We start from the raw sequence: 17,645 nt of genomic DNA, 5'->3' as shown, positions 1-17,645 counted from the left end.
GGGTCGTTTATCACACTTAAACAACTTAATAGACTCATTTGACAAATTTTATTTTGTGCAAAGTTAAAGTATTTTCAATATATCAAAGAACTTAACAGCCCTGCTCCATCGGAGAGGGGAGAAAAAAGCGGAAGAATGCTCCCCTCTCCATCGGAGAGGGGCTGGGGGTGAGGTTTTTAGGACTTGCATTAATAAGTATACAGTTCCGAAACAAAAAATTGAAACTGTACGGGAATTAATTTATTGGTCTTATGCAAATTTAGCAATGGCTCATTCTGCCGTGGACAAGGGAAATGAGAAATATGGGATGTTAAATTTCATGATTCGTGCCTATTCGCTAATCCACAACACTCAAATACAGACAATGATAACCATCTGCTCGTAATTTTGTTGTTTTAATGTACAGTTCAAATTTATAATTATTTTCCAAGAACCATGTTAAAACGCATTTCAACCCTCAGTATTTTTTTATTGGCAACGATGTTTGCCATTACCACTTTTGCCAAAAGCAAACCACAATACTACGAAACCAGAGTGTATAGTTTCAAGAATGCCGCTCAGAAAACCGTTGTAGAAGATTACTTCAAAAATGCGGCAATACCAGCCTATAATCGTGCAGGAATTACTTCAGTTGGCGTTTTTGACGAAGCCGACCAAAAAGATGGATTAAAATTATATGTCCTAATTCCATATAAATCGTTGGAAGAATTTAGTAAAATTGGTGCTAAATTATCGGCGGATGCAGTTTATCAACAAGCGGCAAAACCTTATTTGGATACTGACCACACAATGCCCGCTTATGAGCGATTTGAAAGTTCATTATCGGTTGCTTTTAAAGATTGGACGACCTTGAAAGTACCGACTACGACTGCCCCAAAATCGGAAAGAGTATATGAATATCGTTTGTACGAAAGTCACAGTGAAGCTAAAGGAAACAAGAAAGTTGATATGTTTAATGAAGGTGGGGAAATTAATATTTTCGTAAGATTAGGCTTCAATCCTGTATTTTATGCTCAGACAATTATTGGTGGAAAACAGCCTAATTTAGTATATATGACCACTTTTGATAATAAAAAATCAAGAGATGAGCATTGGAAAGCATTCGGTGCAGATTCAGAATGGAATCGAATTAAAGTTCTTCCAGAATATGACCACGCCATGACAAAAGCAGAAACTCACTTTTTGACTCCTACCGAATATTCGCAGATATAAAAATAGACCACAGATTTTACGGATTAGGCAGATTTACACAGATTTTTTTTGATAATTAATCTGTGTAAATCTGTTAAATCCGCAAAATCTGTGGTCTATCTTTTTGAGGACTATTTCCGATAATCCAACGCAGGTTTTCTATCTCCCAAAAGAGCCTCATATTTAAAGTCAGCTCCACGTTTTTGTAGCCATTCAGCCTTTGCTTTTTCAATGAGTACTGCATCTTTGTACAAATCCAAAGCCGTGCAAGCCAATGTTTTAGCTGCCACAATCATTCCTTTTTGCCCAATTGTCATACCACTCGCCGCCGTTGATTGCCAACTGTGTGCCGCCGAACCCGAAACCCAAGTAGCAGTCTGTAAACCAACCGTCGGTACAGTCCAACTTACATCGCCTACATCAGTAGAACCTCCACTGGTAGCACTTGCCGAACCATCTCTGAAATCTTTTACCTTCGCTGCATTTTCTACGGGTTGTTTTTGGTCGCCTAACGTTTCACTGATTTTTTCGGCAAATTTTTTCTCTTCCTCCGTATAAGTTACTCCGCCAACCATTGCTAAATTATTGTGCATCGTTTCAGCTAAGGTAACGTTTGGCAATAGGTTAAAAACACCACCCAAAACTTCCCATTCTACTTTTGTTCCCGTTCCTAAAGCAGCACCCTGAGCGGCATTTTCAATGCGTTTCCAAACACTTTGTAAAATGTCACGGTCTTTATGACGAGCGTAATAATACACTTCAGCGTAAGCAGGCACAACATTTGGAGCTTCGCCACCCTTCGTAATTACATAATGGATACGAGTATCTTGAGGAATATGTTCACGCATCATATTTACCATCATATCCATTGCTTCTACGCCGTCCAAGCCAGAACGACCTCTTTCAGGTGATGCCGCAGCGTGTGCAGCAATGCCTTTGAAACGGAATTTAGCGTTTTTATTTGCCAACGAAGTTCCCGCATCGGCTGAATTTTGAGAACCTGGATGCCAGTGCAAAACCACATCAACATCATTAAAAAGTCCTTCACGCACCATGTAAACTTTGCCAGAACCACCTTCTTCGGCAGGGCAACCATAAATTTTTACCGTTCCTTTTTGTCCAGATTTTTGTAACCAATTTTTTACCTCAATCGCTGCTGCAACTGATGCCGTACCGAATAAGTTATGCCCACAACCGTGTCCGCCTTTTTGATTTGGAATAGGTTTTATTTCTGGAACAGATTCTTGTGCTAAACCTGGAAGTGCATCATATTCTGCCAAAATTCCAATGGTTGGTTTGCCTTCGCCAAAAGTAGCCAAAAATGCCGTTGGAATGCCTGCTACACCTGCTTGAACGCTAAAGCCTTCTTTTTTGAGTAATTCTTGTAACAAAATAGACGATTTTTCTTCCATATATCCCAATTCGGCATAATTCCAGATTTGCTTTGAGATGCCTGCGTATTCGTCAAAACGTTTGTCGATGTTGGAAATAACAATTTGTTTATCCGTGTTTTGAGGAGGAGGAATTGCCATTTTCTTTTTTTGTGAAAATGCCGATAAGGTTGATAGTGTTAGGAGGATAATTAGGGCTTTTTTCATTGTTGTTTGTTGATATTTAAGTTGTTGATGATACAACAAATATAGCCTTTCTGACCAAAAAACAAAAAAGTAGGTCAGCCACCCGACATTCTAATATCTACAATTTCATAAATTGCGTGGGTAAACCCGTACATTTTACTTCGTAAAATTCCATGAAAAAACTGATACTTCTCTTAATAGTTCTTCATACTTCAATCAATATAAAGGCTCAAGTTATCTCTGGACAAGTTTTTGATTCCCGCACCAAAGAACCTTTGCCCTTTGTGTCGGTTTCTGTCAAAAATACGACAAAAGGAGTCTTGTCTCATGAAGATGGGCGTTTTTCAATTACAGTAAATAATAAAGATACTGAGCTGATTTTTAGTTCGATAGGTTATTTTCCGAAGGTCATAAAAGCCGTAAATGCGAATGCCATTTATCTGGAAGAAAAGGATAATCAACTATCAGGCGTAACAGTTCATTATATCAACCCCGCTCATCGAATTATAGAATCTGCCATTAAAAATAAGCCTTTCAATGACCCCGAAAATTACCTTTCTTTTAAGTACGAAGTTTATCATAAAAGTATTGTAACGGCAGATATTGACTCCTTGAATGCCAATAAAAAGTTAGGAAAAATACTTCAAAATAATGATTTATTTGTGAATGAAAGTTATGCTACTCGGCATTTTATTCGTCCCAATTTAAGCAAAGAAATCGTTGTCGCTTCTCGTACTTCAGGCACTAAAAGTACCCTTTTTACCAGTTTAACGCCACTTTTGCAACAATTCGGATTTTACCGTGATTTCATTCAATTTCAAGGCAGACAGCTAAGTGAGCAATTAATTTATGTAAATCCACTCGCCACAGGAGCAATCAATCGTTACGATTTTGATTTAATTGATACGCTTATTACTGAAATCGGTGATAGCACTTTTGTCATAGAATTTGCTCCCCAAAAAAACTCAAATTTTGAAGGGTTAAAAGGTGTTTTACATATCCATTCAGACAATTTTGCCTTGCAATATGTAGAAGCCGAACCTGCCGAAAAAGGACTTTTGAATTTCAAATTAGAGCAGGTTTATGAAAAAAACGGGGAAACCAATAGATGGTTTCCTAAAGATTTGTCGGCTGAATGGCTTTTGTCAGAATTTAAAATTGGCGGACAAAGTTTGAGATTTAACATCAGAAGTTCTATTAAAAATGTCGAATTAGATGTTCCTATTTTAGCTTCATATTTTGATGAAAATGCCCTTGAAATCAAACCAGATGCCATTTATCAAGATGATAATTTTTGGAAAAACCTTCGTCCTGATTCTCTTTCGGTAAGAGAGAAAAATACCTTTTTGTATCATAAATCAATGTCTTTGGCTAAGAAATTCAAGCAAACAGCCATCTTGAATGCGTCAGAATGGTTTGTGGCGGGCATGATTCCATTGAGCAAAAAGTTAGATTTATCTATTCAAAATCTTTTTGATGCAAATGTTTATGAAGGAATTCGTCCTACTTTTAATGTATTAACGAATGAAAATTTCTCAAAAATTATTCGATTAGACGCAAAGGTTGGTTATGGATTTAATGATAAGGCTTTTAAATATGAAGGGAGAATTAGATTGACCCTCAGCGAAAAACTAAGAATGCGATTGAGTTTGCAGTATCGTTCTGATATTTCCGAACCGGGTAACGTCCAGTTTTTTATCTGGAATTCTCCACAAATCCCATACGAATTAATCCGTACTTTTCAGATTGCAAAAGCGGATAGTTTGAAACAAATGAAAGCAGAACTCACTTTTAAGGCGTTGAAATATGGCGTTGTATCTGTCTCATTTACAGACGAATATCGAAATCCGACTTATAAATATAAATACCATAATCCGATGCACGACCCCGCAAGTCCGATGATGGACGACTTTCATACAACTGAAATTGGGGTTGGAATTAGGTATGCTTTTGGCGAACAATTTTCACAAGTTGGGCGTGGTTCAATTATTACAACCTTACCATCTCCCATTTTTGCTTTGCATCTGGCACAGGGAGTTTTGTACTTCCCTGAAGGAAAGACTAATTACACAAAACTCAACGCAAGAGTAGAATATACTTTGAATACGCCAAGTTTTGGGCAAACTTTCTTACATTTTACGGCAGGAAAAACTTGGGGTGAAGTTCCTTATCCTTATCTATACAATGGGCGTGGTGGAAAGGCTGAAGACGGTAATTTGATTTGGGTTGCCAATCATTTTAACACTATGGGACTATATGAATTTACGTCCGACCAATACACAAACTTATTCGTAACTCATAGTTTTGGTAGTTTATTGTCGAAACCCAATATTAAATGGTTCAGACCAGATGTGTCTGTTTTTCAGGGAATTGCATTTGGTAATTTTAATAATAATAACAATGCTCATGAAGGAATTGATTTTAAAACATTAGAAAAAGGCTATTTTGAATCAGGGCTGATGGTAGATAATTTATACCGAAAACGCATAATGAAACTGTTTTACGTTGGAGCAGGAATTGGTGTTTTCAGAAGGTGGGGAGCGAATGAACTATCCAATAATCAGGATAATTGGGCGTATCGTTTGGTTTGGAATGTACGGTTTTAAGAACTAAAGAGTTCTGTTGTCTTCATAATAAATTCCTTATTTATGCCTAAACCAACAGTCTGTTCGGTCATTTTGATAAACCTTAAAAATAGAATTGATAGGCGACCCGTGAAAAAAACGGTCATTAAATTGGGTGTGAATAAGATAATTAAAAGCTCCCATATCTCCTGTATAAGCAGTTTTATTATCATGATTATATTGTTGATGGATATTGGCTAATTTCTCAATGAACGTCTGCATCACTCCAATATTTCCTCCAATAATACCACAATTAAGTAAGGTTGCATTTTTGAAATTTTCTTCATAATTGGCGTAGTCAGCTATTTTACTTCTCAAATGATTGGAATGTTCTTGCATCCATTCATTATGGAGTGGTTTTGGTTCGTCACCACAAAAAATATGGGTGGGATTGTTCATAAAAAGTGGTTGAATAAATGGATTTTGTACCACCACAACGTCTGAAACATCAGTAACAAAAATACCTTTGATTTTAGCCGTATTTTCTAGTAAAAAATCTCGATAAACTAAGTATCGAAATACGTTTGGATTGAAGATTGTTTGATGTTCAATTTTGATGAAAATAAGATTTTTACTTTGGTATTTGCTACAAGTTTCTTCCGAAAAATTATTGTGAAAAAGCACACCTTGCAACCCTAAATGGGCAATAGCGTCTGCCCAATCTTTCACCAACGAAAAATCGTCATTTTGCAAAGTCATATTGCGGTTTACATCATAAATACCTGTAAGATGACAAGCTAAAATAAGATGTTTTTTCAAAGCAGGAACGTACATGGATAATTTAATTAAGCGAAGTGTAATTTTCTCTTTTCTTGATTGAGCAAATACTATTGGGGATATTTCGGTAGTAAACGTAGGTTCTCAAATTTACTTTTCGGACTTTATATGTTTGAGAAGCTCGCTCATAAAAATGAGCATCTGCTGCATAAGAATCTTGAAATGGGAGCGTCATGAAAACTTCTCTTTTGCCGAATAAAGTGGCAAATAAAATACATTCATCTACATGAACAACTCGGCTTGGGTCGTGTTTGTCGGGTACGTAATAGTCATCATCCTTATCCACAATAGTCTTGGTGGTGGAAGCAATCAAATCGGTAAATTTCATTTCTGCCAAACAAGCCATCAAATGGTTGTGTTTATACTCATCGTCAGCATCAAGAATTGTAATATATTCGCCTTTACTATTTTGAAGTCCTCGATTAATAGCTTGTGACTGTCCACAGTTTTTGTGACGAACATAAACTATTTTATCTTCATGACTTTTTACATAGTTGAGTAATTGATTTTCATTATCTTCCGTGCTACCATCATCAATAATAATTAGTTCAAAATCTTGAAAAGTTTGATTAAGTACAGAGTCGATAGCTCTTTTTACCAAGAAAAAATCGGTATTATAAACCGCCATCAACACTGATATTTGGATTTTATTTTCCATTACTAATTTTTAAATATTTACGAAGGTAAATTCTTGCCTTCACAAGGATGTTAAACTATTGTCATATTTCTAACACAAACATTAAGTTTTTGTTTCCAAAGATGAAGATTCTTTATGATAGTATTTATAGAGGAACAACAAAAATGCTTTTTTCTCGTATATTTATAAAGGATTAATGCTACAATTTCCATTTTTGTTCAATTAGTTATCTGTACGTATTTCGTCAATTGTTATAAAACATATTTTACTTTATCTTCACAATAAAATAAATATTTTTGCCCATGAAACCTTACTTATTCCTACTATTTGTTCTATTTTTTACAAAATCTTTTGCTCAGAATGTCACTACGTCAGAAGAGCAAGATGCAATAAAACAAGCTATTGCTACGGAAGCTAAATATTTTTATGCTCGAAATATAGAGAAATGGGCGAATTGTTACCGACAAACTCCGCAAACCTACTGGGCTTTGGTAGAAAAAGACTACACGAATCAAAAAGATGGCTGGGATAATATTTCCAGTTTCATGACGAGTTATTTTAAGGAAAACTCAAAAGCTGTCAAATCTACTTTCAAAAGAGAAAACTATAATTTTAGAAAAGTAAATCCAACCTATATTTGGGTAACATTCGACCAATCAAAAACTTCAAATGGTAAAAAAGATAATTCTAAAGAAACTCGAATTTTAGAATTAATCAAAGGGGAATGGAAAATTGTGAATGCAACAGGTTTTTTTAAGCCTTCTGAGAAAACGACGAAAACGGAAGAAATTGTCAAAGAAAAAGGTAAAAAAGCAGAAGTGGTAAAGGAGAAAAAAGAGGAAACATCCAAAACTAAAAAAGAAGAATCCGTAAAAGAGAAGAAAAGTAAAGATACAAAAAAGGCTTCCTGAGAAATCAGGAAGCCTTTTTTGTAGAGACGAATGGCATTCGTCTTTACTTGAAACTTATATTACTGGCATGGCAAATAATTTCACATCATCAAGTGTGATAACGTCGTTACACATAATCACTAAACGCTCAACAACGTTACGCAATTCACGCACATTACCCGTCCACGGAAGGCTCTGTAAATATTTCATGGCATCATCATCTACTTCTTTTGATGCTTGTCCGTATTCATTGGCAACATCCCCCAAGAATTTTTCAACCAATAAAGGAATATCATCAGGGCGTTGAGCTAATGCAGGAACATGAATTGGAATGACATTTAAACGGTGAAATAAATCTTCACGGAAACGTCCTTCTGCAATTTCTGTTTGTAAAACTTTATTCGTTGCAGCAAAAACCCTCACATTGATTTTGATTTCTTTATCGCCACCCACTCTCGTGATTTTGCCTTCTTGTAAAGCTCTTAATACTTTTGCTTGTGCCGAAAGAGCCATATCACCAATTTCATCCAAGAAAAGAGTTCCCCCATCTGCTTGTTCAAATTTGCCGATACGCTGTTTGATAGCCGAAGTAAAAGCACCTTTTTCATGACCAAAAAGTTCTGATTCAATCAATTCTGAAGGAATCGCCGCACAGTTTACCTCAATCAAAGGCATGTGAGAACGACCACTTCTTTCATGCAAACGCTTCGCTACCATTTCTTTTCCTGAACCATTTGGGCCTGTAATTAATACACGGGCTTCAGTTGGTCCAACACGGTCGCAGGTATCTTTCACACGCTGAATACTGGCAGATTCTCCGACAATTTCATTGAGTTTATAAACCCTTTTCTTCAAAACCTTCGTCTCTACAATCATTTTGCCACGTTCAATGGCATTACGAACAGTCACGAGTAGGCGGTTCAAATCAGGTGGTTTTGAGATAAAATCAAACGCTCCACGTTTAGTAGCTTCCACAGCGGTTTCTACATTACCAAAGGCTGAAATCATAATGAATTGAGCCCCTTTGCCCATTTCAGTAGCTTTTTGCAATAAGTCAAGCCCTTCAATTTTAGGCATACGAATATCACATAGCACTACATCATAGTCATTTTGGGTAACTAATTCCAGACCTTGTTCGCCATCGCTGGCTTCTTCGATAGAATAGCCTTCATATTCGAGGATGTCTCTCAATGCTCCACGAATCGCTTTTTCATCGTCAATAATTAATAATTTTGCCATAGGGCGAGGGTATAATTTGTGGCGGTTAATTGTCGGAAAAATATTTATAAGTGTGTGTTTAGCAAGTAATTGTCAAAAATACGTGATTTTCGCCTTTTTATTAAATTTTATCATAAGAAAACTTACTTATATATTTTATTCTCTATTTTACAACCTATTTTTTGCGATAAATTGATTGTAATATTTTGAGGCTGTTTAAACTTTCGGTATCGTTTAAAAATTAGACAATTTACATAGGGAGCGAAAATTTCAATAGCTTCTTTAGCATAATTGGATGAATTGATAAACTTTTGGGAATGGTCGTTTAGCTGACAAAAGATGTTTTAGATTTTTTACAATTTTGTATCAGAAATAAATCAAAAAGCCATGAAAAAAACATTATTGATGCTCGCTGTTGTTTGTACAATGGGAGCTTGCGTAAAAAACGAGACGCTCACGCCAGTGGTACAAACACCAGCTCAATCAGTGACGGATGGTAAACAAGAAGCTTTAGGGAGTTTTTTGCCTGCCGTTCATAGTGTGTCTGGTTCTGTTAAATTAATCATTGATAAAAACGATGCGAAGAAGAGGTTTCTTTCTTTTGAGAATTTTAAAACTGACGAAGGCCCCGACCTTTATGTTTATTTGGCAGAGGATAAAAGTTCGAAAGGTTTTATTTCGGTAGCCAAACTGACTAAAACAGGTACTTTTACACTTGAAATTCCAGAAGGGGCGGTTTTAGAAAAACAGAAACACGTATTGATTTGGTGTCAACAATTTTCGGTATTGTTTGGAAGTGCCAAATTGGAATAGCGATTTAATTTAATCCCTGAAATTTGTTTATTTAGCTTTAAATTTACTTTCAAAATATCGGTGATATTTAACCTCAATTCTCAATTAATATAAAATAATCATTAAAATCATGAAAAAAATCATTCTGTGCTTATTAGTAAGTTTTTTAACTTTTGATATTACCGCTCAAGGATTAGACAAATCCTATAAAACGCTTGACTTGGCTTTGGCTGGAGGCAATGGTTTTTCGCCAGCTTTGTCATACACGAAAATGTATGGTATCGGTAAATCGAATCGTTTTAAATTGGGCTATGGCGTTAGACTAACTTCTTTTTTTAGTAATTCTTCAACTGATTTCAGAACAGCACCTGCTAAATTAACATCGGGAAGTGCCAGTTTTGCAGCTCTTTTTGCAGAAGATATTGTGGCTAATATTGATACTTTTAGATTAAAATCAATTCAATCCAACACATTGAATATTTCGATAAATTTGCAATATGCTTTATCGCAAAAATTAGAAGTGGGTTTTAACATTGATGCTTTGGGTGTAGCTTTTGGAGGAAAACAAACGGGCGATATTGTTTCTGTGAAAAATAAAAGAAAATTCATAGATGGCTCAACACAGTCAACGGCAAGTCCAAGCGGATTAAATTTATTATTAGTGAGTGATTCTGACATTGGAGGCTTAAATTCAGAGCTTTATGGACGTTATTGGGTTTCGGATAAAATAGGAATTAGAGCAGGAGTAAGTTTTCTATTTGTGGAGTACATGACAGATAAAAATGTAAAAGTAAACACAGATGATAACAATCGTTGGAGATACAAAAGCCTTTTGCCAATGGTAGCAGTTTCTTATAAGTTTTAACCTAATCTAAATAATGAATACGCTGATGAAAAAAATCTTGTTCTTTTGTTTTTTCGTAAATTTAATGGCTATTTCCAGTTTTGCCCAAAACTGGAAACCTGTAACAGCAAGCGTTTCCTTCAAAATAAAAATGCTCGGAGCTACTGTTGATGGAAAGTTTAAGGGTTTTTCGGGGACAATGAAATTTGACCCTAATAATTTATCTGCATCCAGTTTCGTTGCAAGTGTAGATGCCAGTACAATTGATACTGACAACAACCTCAGAAATAAGCATTTGAGAGAAAAAACTGATTTTTTCAACGTCGCAAAATATCCTAATTTGAAAATGAAAACTACCAAAATAGAAAAAGAAGGTAGTAATTATGTTGGCTATTTTGACTTGACGATAAAAGAAACGACCAAAAATGTGAAAATTCCATTCACATTTAAACAAGATGGTGATAAAGCATCTTTTCAAGGTTCAACAATCATTAATCGACGAGATTGGTCGGTAGGAGGAGGGACTTTAGGAATGAACGATAATGTTACCTTTTCAATACTTGTCAATACCATAAAGGAATAATTTGCCCGAATACTCATTTTAACTAATAATAGCATCCAACAACTATGCTTCAGAAAACCAATATAGAAATAATTAATCAACTCATTGATTTACTGACTGATATAGATTCAGATGTGTATAGAGATAGTTTACGCCCTTTACATTACAGTACAGTGGGGCAACACGTCAGACACATTACAGAGTTTTATCAGTGTTTATTGAAAAGTCAGGCAAATGGACTTGTCAATTACGATGCTCGTGAACGAAATATTAACATTGAGGTTGATAAAAATTTTACTATTGAGTTATTAGAAGTCATAAAAAAACAATTGGATAACTTAAAAACTGATTACCCATTATCATTGAAAACAGAATTTGCGGCTGAGCAAGTAACTGCAGTTCCCAGTAGTTTTTATCGTGAATTAATCTATCTAATCGAACACACCATTCATCATTTAGCCATTATCAAGATTGGATTGAATGAAATGTATCCAGAAATTAAAATTCCACAAAATTTTGGAGTTGCTCATTCCACAATTAGGTTTAGAGTTATTGGCTAATGATAAATTGGAGTAACGCAACAAATAATGGCTGTTAATTTCTCCACTACTGATAACCAATTCCTAATAACCAGTAACTAATCCCCCAATGTGCGTCCTTACATATATTCCAAAAAGCAACAAAGGTTTTATCTTGACTAATAACCGAGATGAAGCACTTGCTCGACCGAAAGCAATACCACCCAAAAAATACATCATTAATGGTAAACAAGTATATTTTCCCAAAGACGCTCAAGCAGGCGGAACTTGGTTTGCCACTTCCGATGATTATACACTTTGCTTATTAAACGGTGCATTTGAAAAACACATTCATCAACCTCCTTATCGACAAAGTAGAGGGCAAGTCATTTTAGATTTTTTCAAATACGAAACAGTCGATGATTTTATCGGGAATTATTCTTTTGAAGGAATTGAAAATTGTACTTTAATCATTGTTCATACCAAGAACAATCTTCAACTTTGTGAATTTAGATGGGATGGGCAACAGTTACATTATGCCTCTAAAAACCCCAATGAAGCACACATTTGGTCATCTTCAACTTTATATCCAATAGAAATACGTATTGCAAGAGAAAAATGGTTTGCCGATTTTAGAACTCAAAATCCTAATCTGTCAAATAAGCAAGTGATTGACTTCCATCTAAATGGCGGCACAGGTGATACCCACAACGATATGCGGATGAATCGTAATGATGAGTTGCTGACACAATGCGTTTTTCAAGTAATGAAAGAAAATGAATATTTATCATTTTCTTTTCACGATTTACTTTCTGAGCAAGAGTTATATTATCGGGTTTTGTAGAATTTCTCAAATAAAAGTTTCGTTATATGGAAACTTTTATTACCTTTGTATGTGTTATTTGCACATTGCAAATAACAAGGTTACCTAAAATAGATAAAAATATGAAAAAAGAATGCAGACTAAATTTGAAGTCCAATTTTTAGAAGAAGCAAGAGTTTTTCTCTCTAAGTTAGATGAAAAAACTTCGGATAAAATCATTTACAATATTAGAAAATCTAAAGAACAAAATGACCCTAAATTATTTAAAAAGTTAAAAGGTGATATTTGGGAGTTTAGAACACGATTCAATAGTTTACAATATCGTTTATTAGCATTTTGGGATAAAACAGGAGAAGTAGAAACATTTGTGATAGCGACTCATGGATTTATAAAAAAAGTAGATAAGATTCCTAAGAATGAAATTGAAAAAGCAGAAGATATTCGAGAACTATACTTCGAAAACAAAAAATAAAATTCAGTAATCAATGTGATCTGAAAATTAATTTATTTTATAATAAAATGTGTATGAAAACGTATTCACTTGATGAAATACAAGATGAATTCATTGGGGTTAAAGGTACTCCAAGAAGAGATGAATTTGAGTTCAGATTACAACTCGACTTATTGGGAGATATGATAAAAAATACCCGAAAAGAGCGAAATCTCACTCAAGAAGCATTAGGGGAATTAGTTGGTGTGAAGAAATCTCAAATCTCAAAATTAGAGAAGAACGCCAGCAATGTTACCATACAAACAATTTTGAAAGTCTTTACAGCCCTAAGAGCTAACGTAAATTTCAAAATTCAATTGATGGATACAGAAATGAATATCTCCTGATATATTTTAATTTCAAGCAAAAGCCCTATGCAATTTTTGACATAGGGCTTTTTGCTTTACCATATTTCAGATATTTTTATAGTTATTCATCTTTTTTCTGGAATGTATAAACCTCAATTAGAATGCTCAAATCGTAATTTCTGATTACCCAAACTTAAACCAATCCAACAAAACGATACTTTTTGAGCAAAAAATATAGTAAAAATCCAAAAACAGCATTGTTAATCTGAAACTTACCAAGTAATTTTGCACCCTAAATGTGAACCAAATTTGTAGATTTTTATAATATTCTAAAAATCGGTAAATTATCAGTCCGCATTTAAGGATTAATAAGCATAATTCAGATAACAAAATCACAATACAAAATGGCAAATGCAGTCAATAAAGGAAAAGTTACGCAAGTAATCGGACCGGTTGTGGACGTGAGCTTCGAGGGTGCAGACTCTCATCTCCCCGCAATTTTGAATGCCTTGGAGGTTACAAAAGCCAACGGCACCAAAGTAATTCTTGAAGTACAACAACACTTAGGTGAAGACCGTGTTCGTACCATTGCAATGGAAGGAACAGAAGGACTTCAAAGAGGTAAAGAGGTAATAGACTTAGGGCAACCAATGTCAATGCCTACTGGTGATAGCATCAAAGGTCGTCTTTTCAACGTAGTTGGTGAGGCAATTGATGGTATTCCTCAACCAAAGTCTTCTAAAGGAATGCCTATTCACCGTCTTGCTCCAAAGTATGACGAATTGGCAACTTCAACTGAGGTGCTTTTCACAGGTATCAAAGTAATTGACTTACTTGCTCCTTATGTAAAAGGTGGTAAAATTGGTTTATTCGGTGGTGCTGGTGTAGGTAAAACTGTATTAATCATGGAACTTATCAACAATATTGCAAAGGCTTACGAAGGTCTTTCAGTATTTGCTGGTGTGGGTGAGCGTACTCGTGAGGGTAACGACTTATTGCGTGAAATGATTGAATCAAACGTAATTCGTTACGGAGAAGACTTCAAACACGCCATGGAAGAAGGACAGTGGGATTTATCTAAAGTAGATGAAGAAGCTCTTAAAGGTTCTCAAGCTACTTTGGTATTCGGTCAAATGAATGAGCCTCCAGGAGCGAGAGCAAGAGTTGCCCTTTCAGGTTTGACAGTTGCTGAATATTTCCGTGATGCAGAAGGAGAAGACCAAGGTCGTGATATCCTTTTCTTCATTGATAATATCTTCCGTTTTACTCAAGCAGGTTCTGAGGTATCAGCCCTTTTAGGTCGTATGCCTTCAGCGGTAGGTTACCAACCAACACTTGCTACGGAAATGGGTGCTATGCAAGAGCGTATTACTTCAACAAAAAGAGGTTCAATTACTTCGGTACAAGCGGTTTACGTACCTGCCGATGACTTAACTGACCCTGCTCCTGCAACAACCTTTACTCACTTAGATGCTACGACGGTATTATCTCGTAAAATCGCCGAGTTAGGTATTTATCCAGCCGTTGACCCTCTTGATTCATCTTCACGTATTCTTTCTGCGGAGGTTTTGGGAGATGTTCACTATAACACAGCTCAACGTGTAAAAGAGATTCTTCAACGTTATAAAGAATTACAAGATATTATTGCCATCTTAGGTCTTGATGAACTTTCAGAAGAAGATAAATTAGTAGTATCACGTGCAAGACGTGTACAACGTTTCTTATCTCAACCATTCTTCGTGGCTGAACAGTTTACAGGTTTGAAAGGTGTATTAGTTGATATTAACGATACAATCAAAGGCTTTAATGCAATTATTGATGGAGCGTATGACCACCTTCCAGAGGCAGCCTTCAACTTAGTAGGTAGCATCGAAGACGCTATCGCAAAAGGAGAAAGATTGATTGCTGAGGCAGGAAAATAATTCAGTTATCAGTTATTAGTTAACAGTTATTAGTTATGGATTCCCAATAATTTTATTGAGCATCGTTTACTAATAACTGTTTACTGCTAACTGTTTACTGCTAACTGATAAAAAAATGAATTTAGAAATTATCACTCCCGATAAAAAAGTGTTCTCTGGTGAAGTTGACGTAGTTACTTTACCTGGCACTAATGGTTCTTTTCAAATTTTGAAAGACCACGCTGCCGTAGTTTCGACATTAGGCAAAGGCACTTTGGCGGCTGACAAACAAGAGTTTACCATTGATGGTGGTGTTGTAGAAGTATTAAACAACAAAATTCTTGTATTAGCAGAAGCGGTATTGTAAGTTGTATAGAGTCCTAAGTATTAGGTATCAAAAAATTTAGGGAAGAAATATACTTCACTATTTTTTATACTTATTACATAACACTTGTTACAAAACTTAAACTAAAAGCACAAATTCTTCGGAGTTTGTGCTTTTTTGTTTAAATTGATACATTTGTTGTAAAATTATCCCCATCCTCCCAAAATGACTATTCTAAACATTTTTGAACCAGAAACTACCAAATTACTTACGGCAAGAATAAATGAACTTACAGCCAAAACTACACCTCAGTGGGGTAAAATGGACGTGGGGCAAATGTTGGCTCATTGTAGCGTAGCTTATGACCAAGCTTTTGACCCAAATACAAAGCGTCCGCCTCTGCCTGTGAGGTTTTTATTGAAGTTGCTGCTCAAAGGAAAATTGACCGATGCAAGAACCCCTTACAAGAAAAATTCAGGAACAGCTCCCGCTTTTATCATCAAAGATGCTCGTGATTTTGAGCAAGAAAAAAATCGTATTTTAGCTTATATTCAACGAACAGAAAAATCAGGAGTTGCTTATTTTGATAATAAAGAATCTGCTTCATTTGGCAAAATGACCGCTGACGAATGGAATAATTTGTTTTATAAGCACCTCGACCACCATCTTATGCAGTTTGGCGTTTAGTCTTTTCGATATTGCTATTAATAACCTAACTTTGTTTTATATTTAATCTATCCACAAAATCATGCTATATTATTTATTTGATTATTTAGATAAGCACTTCAATTTTCCAGGTGCTGGACTTTTTCAATACATTACTTTTAGGGCCTTTGCCGCAACGGTTACCTCGCTTGGAATAGCTGCAATATGGGGAAAAACTGTAATTAACTTTCTTAGAAAATTGCAAATTGGAGAAGACATTAGAGACTTAGGTTTGGAAGGACAAATGCAAAAGAAAGGTACGCCAACAATGGGTGGCTTTATCATTCTATTGTCCTTACTTGTTCCCACTTTACTGTTTGCCAAACTTCATAATATTTATATCATTTTGCTGATAGTAACTGCTCTTTGGCTTGGTGGAGTTGGTTTTTTAGATGATTATATCAAAGTTTTTAAAAAAAATAAAGAAGGACTATCTGGAAAGTTTAAGATTGTTGGACAGATTGGTTTAGGCTTAATTGTGGGACTAACCATGTGGTTCAATGACGATATAAAAGTGCGTTTTTATGAGAAAGCAAAAATTGCTTCAAATATTGGAGAAGTACAAAAATTTACCGATTCAAAATCTTTAATTTCTACCGTTCCATTTTTAAAAAATAATCAGTTTGATTATAGTAATTTAATCCCCGATTTTTTAGGCTTAGACCAATACACTTGGATTGTTTATGTGATTGCGGTTATTTTCATTATTACGGCGGTTTCTAATGGTGCTAATATCACCGATGGTATTGATGGTTTGGCGGCAGGCACGTCGGTAATTATTGGAATTGGTTTGGCAGTTTTAGCGTATGTTTCTGGGAATAAAGTTTTCTCGCAATATCTAAACGTAATGTTCATCCCCAATTCAGGAGAATTAGCGGTCTTTTGTGCCGCCTTTGTTGGGGCTTGTATTGGCTTTCTGTGGTACAATTCCTTCCCTGCACAAGTATTTATGGGCGATACAGGAAGTTTGATGTTAGGAGGCGTAATTGCAACGCTTGCCATTGTGATTCGTAAAGAGTTATTGATTCCTATTTTATGTGGTATTTTCTTGATTGAACTATTGTCGGTAATTATACAGGTGAGTTATTTTAAATATACCAAGAAAAAATTTGGAGAGGGTAGGAGAGTTTTCTTGATGTCACCATTACATCACCATTTTCAGAAAAAGGGGTATCACGAAGCTAAGTTGGTAACTCGTTTCTGGATTATTTGTATTTTGTTGGTTGTTATTTCATTGGTAACATTGAAAATGAGATAAAAGCAAATAACAACTAATCGCCAAATTAGGATTGTAAAATTTGCTTGTAACAAATCCATTTTTATTACCTACGATAAAATCAAGACTTCGGTTTGAAGAAATTCAGATTGAAGTCTTTTTTTTTTACTTTTTTCTTATCAAATAACAATAAAATTTTGGCACGAAAATTGTTTTAGATAAGACATCGCCAAAGTAGGATTTTAAA

General features: G+C 35.3%; 18 protein-coding genes. 14 read left to right on the top strand and 4 right to left on the bottom strand.

Translation table 11 applies throughout. The annotated features are described in order from the left end of the window. The first annotated feature begins 435 nt into the window (after positions 1–435). Positions 436–1,212: an NIPSNAP family protein gene (locus tag VB796_RS09745; protein WP_323346336.1), complete on the top strand. Its 777-nt coding sequence runs from the start codon at positions 436–438 to the stop codon at positions 1,210–1,212. Between the two features lie 110 nt (positions 1,213–1,322). Here the strand turns inward: VB796_RS09745 and VB796_RS09740 are convergent, their stop codons facing one another. Continuing rightward, on the bottom strand, positions 1,323–2,789 hold the full coding sequence (locus VB796_RS09740; protein ID WP_323346335.1) for an amidohydrolase: 1,467 nt from the start codon (positions 2,787–2,789) through the stop codon (positions 1,323–1,325). Positions 2,790–2,941: 152 nt separating this feature from the next. Here VB796_RS09740 and VB796_RS09735 point away from each other — a divergent pair, with 152 nt between their 5' ends. Further along, positions 2,942–5,374: a DUF5686 and carboxypeptidase-like regulatory domain-containing protein gene (locus VB796_RS09735; protein ID WP_323346334.1), complete on the top strand. Its 2,433-nt coding sequence runs from the start codon at positions 2,942–2,944 to the stop codon at positions 5,372–5,374. Between the two features lie 36 nt (positions 5,375–5,410). Here VB796_RS09735 and VB796_RS09730 read toward each other — a convergent pair whose 3' ends face one another. Both VB796_RS09730 and VB796_RS09725 read right to left on the bottom strand, forming a co-directional pair. Next, positions 5,411–6,166 (bottom strand): hypothetical protein, encoded by a 756-nt coding sequence (locus VB796_RS09730; protein ID WP_323346333.1) that lies wholly within the window; start codon positions 6,164–6,166, stop codon positions 5,411–5,413. Positions 6,167–6,173: 7 nt separating this feature from the next. Beyond that, a complete protein-coding gene (locus VB796_RS09725) occupies positions 6,174–6,827 on the bottom strand; it encodes a glycosyltransferase family A protein (RefSeq protein WP_323346332.1) in 654 nt (217 codons plus the stop codon). Positions 6,828–7,108: 281 nt separating this feature from the next. Between VB796_RS09725 and VB796_RS09720 the strand changes: the two genes are divergently transcribed. Beyond that, entirely contained in the window at positions 7,109–7,717 is a 609-nt protein-coding gene (locus VB796_RS09720) for a hypothetical protein (RefSeq protein ID WP_323346331.1), read from the top strand. A gap of 54 nt (positions 7,718–7,771) precedes the next feature. Here VB796_RS09720 and VB796_RS09715 read toward each other — a convergent pair whose 3' ends face one another. Next, positions 7,772–8,935 carry a sigma-54 dependent transcriptional regulator gene (locus VB796_RS09715; RefSeq protein ID WP_323346330.1) on the bottom strand — a complete coding sequence of 388 codons (1,164 nt, stop codon included), beginning with the start codon at positions 8,933–8,935 and terminating at the stop codon, positions 7,772–7,774. 366 nt (positions 8,936–9,301) lie between these two features. On the opposite strand from VB796_RS09715, the gene VB796_RS09710 reads away from it, so the two are divergent. The 11 genes from VB796_RS09710 (at position 9,302) to mraY (ending at position 17,440) form a co-directional block, all read left to right on the top strand. Continuing rightward, complete coding sequence (locus VB796_RS09710) at positions 9,302–9,727, top strand: DM13 domain-containing protein (RefSeq protein WP_323346329.1); 426 nt, start codon at positions 9,302–9,304, stop codon at positions 9,725–9,727. A gap of 109 nt (positions 9,728–9,836) precedes the next feature. Then, positions 9,837–10,571, top strand: a complete 735-nt coding sequence (locus tag VB796_RS09705) for a hypothetical protein (RefSeq protein WP_323346328.1) — start codon at positions 9,837–9,839, stop codon at positions 10,569–10,571. A 64-nt stretch (positions 10,572–10,635) separates the two neighbouring features. Further along, entirely contained in the window at positions 10,636–11,133 is a 498-nt protein-coding gene (locus tag VB796_RS09700; RefSeq protein ID WP_323346327.1) for a YceI family protein, read from the top strand. Between the two features lie 44 nt (positions 11,134–11,177). Beyond that, a complete protein-coding gene (locus VB796_RS09695; protein ID WP_323346326.1) occupies positions 11,178–11,672 on the top strand; it encodes a hypothetical protein in 495 nt (164 codons plus the stop codon). Between the two features lie 88 nt (positions 11,673–11,760). After that, complete coding sequence (locus VB796_RS09690) at positions 11,761–12,474, top strand: NRDE family protein (protein ID WP_323346325.1); 714 nt, start codon at positions 11,761–11,763, stop codon at positions 12,472–12,474. Positions 12,475–12,586: 112 nt separating this feature from the next. After that, on the top strand, positions 12,587–12,925 hold the full coding sequence (locus VB796_RS09685; RefSeq protein WP_323346324.1) for a type II toxin-antitoxin system RelE/ParE family toxin: 339 nt from the start codon (positions 12,587–12,589) through the stop codon (positions 12,923–12,925). Positions 12,926–12,978: 53 nt separating this feature from the next. Beyond that, the gene (locus VB796_RS09680) at positions 12,979–13,290 is read left to right on the top strand and encodes a helix-turn-helix transcriptional regulator (protein WP_323346323.1); all 312 of its coding nucleotides are present in this window, start codon (positions 12,979–12,981) and stop codon (positions 13,288–13,290) included. A 365-nt stretch (positions 13,291–13,655) separates the two neighbouring features. After that, the gene (gene atpD, locus VB796_RS09675) at positions 13,656–15,173 is read left to right on the top strand and encodes a F0F1 ATP synthase subunit beta (RefSeq protein ID WP_323346322.1); all 1,518 of its coding nucleotides are present in this window, start codon (positions 13,656–13,658) and stop codon (positions 15,171–15,173) included. A gap of 115 nt (positions 15,174–15,288) precedes the next feature. Continuing rightward, positions 15,289–15,519 (top strand): F0F1 ATP synthase subunit epsilon, encoded by a 231-nt coding sequence (locus VB796_RS09670; RefSeq protein WP_323346321.1) that lies wholly within the window; start codon positions 15,289–15,291, stop codon positions 15,517–15,519. Positions 15,520–15,702: 183 nt separating this feature from the next. Then, positions 15,703–16,164, top strand: a complete 462-nt coding sequence (locus VB796_RS09665) for a DUF1569 domain-containing protein (RefSeq protein WP_323346320.1) — start codon at positions 15,703–15,705, stop codon at positions 16,162–16,164. A 61-nt stretch (positions 16,165–16,225) separates the two neighbouring features. Next, positions 16,226–17,440, top strand: a complete 1,215-nt coding sequence (mraY, locus tag VB796_RS09660; RefSeq protein ID WP_323346319.1) for a phospho-N-acetylmuramoyl-pentapeptide-transferase — start codon at positions 16,226–16,228, stop codon at positions 17,438–17,440. The last annotated feature ends 205 nt before the right edge of the window (positions 17,441–17,645 follow it).

Source organism: Arcicella sp. LKC2W, from assembly GCF_034931005.1.
Lineage (GTDB): Bacteria > Bacteroidota > Bacteroidia > Cytophagales > Spirosomataceae > Arcicella.
This window is presented reverse-complemented; position numbering and strand designations above follow the sequence as displayed.